Annotated in this window: 1 protein-coding gene; it reads left to right on the top strand. The window is 42.4% G+C overall.

Annotated features, from left to right (window positions below):
- Positions 1-135 precede the first annotated feature (135 nt).
- A partial coding sequence (locus tag HQ48_RS09520) for a transposase family protein (protein WP_235300212.1) occupies positions 136-408 on the top strand: 273 nt, incomplete at its 3' end.

The following is a 408-nucleotide window of genomic DNA, read 5'->3' as shown; positions in this document are numbered from 1 at the left end:
CACACTAAGAATTTGCGCAATTTCAGTGATAGATTTGCCGAGTCCAATGCAATTAGCAATGGTCTTTCTATTGTCCAAAGTGAGTCGTTTGTACTTTGCAGGGCAACCGCATCAAAATAGGCTTATCTTTGAGTTATGGATGTACAAGATTATTTTTCTAAGGTAGAAGACCCACGGGTAGTGGGTCGTTGCAAGCATAAGTTAAGTGATATTTTAGTTATTGCACTGGCGAGTTATTTGTGTGGAGGCGAGGATTATGAGTCGATGCATGAACTTTGCTTAGAGCGAGGAGAATTGCTTCGCCCATTAGGAGACTATTGCGCAATACACCGCTCAAAGTTTCTTGTATCTTTCTCGGTGTTTTTTGGGTGTTTGAGCGGCTTTGGGAGCCTTGAATACTATCCCCCT

The sequence above is a fragment of the Porphyromonas sp. COT-290 OH3588 genome, assembly GCF_000769075.1.
In the GTDB taxonomy this organism is placed as follows: Bacteria; Bacteroidota; Bacteroidia; order Bacteroidales; family Porphyromonadaceae; genus Porphyromonas.
This window is presented reverse-complemented; position numbering and strand designations above follow the sequence as displayed.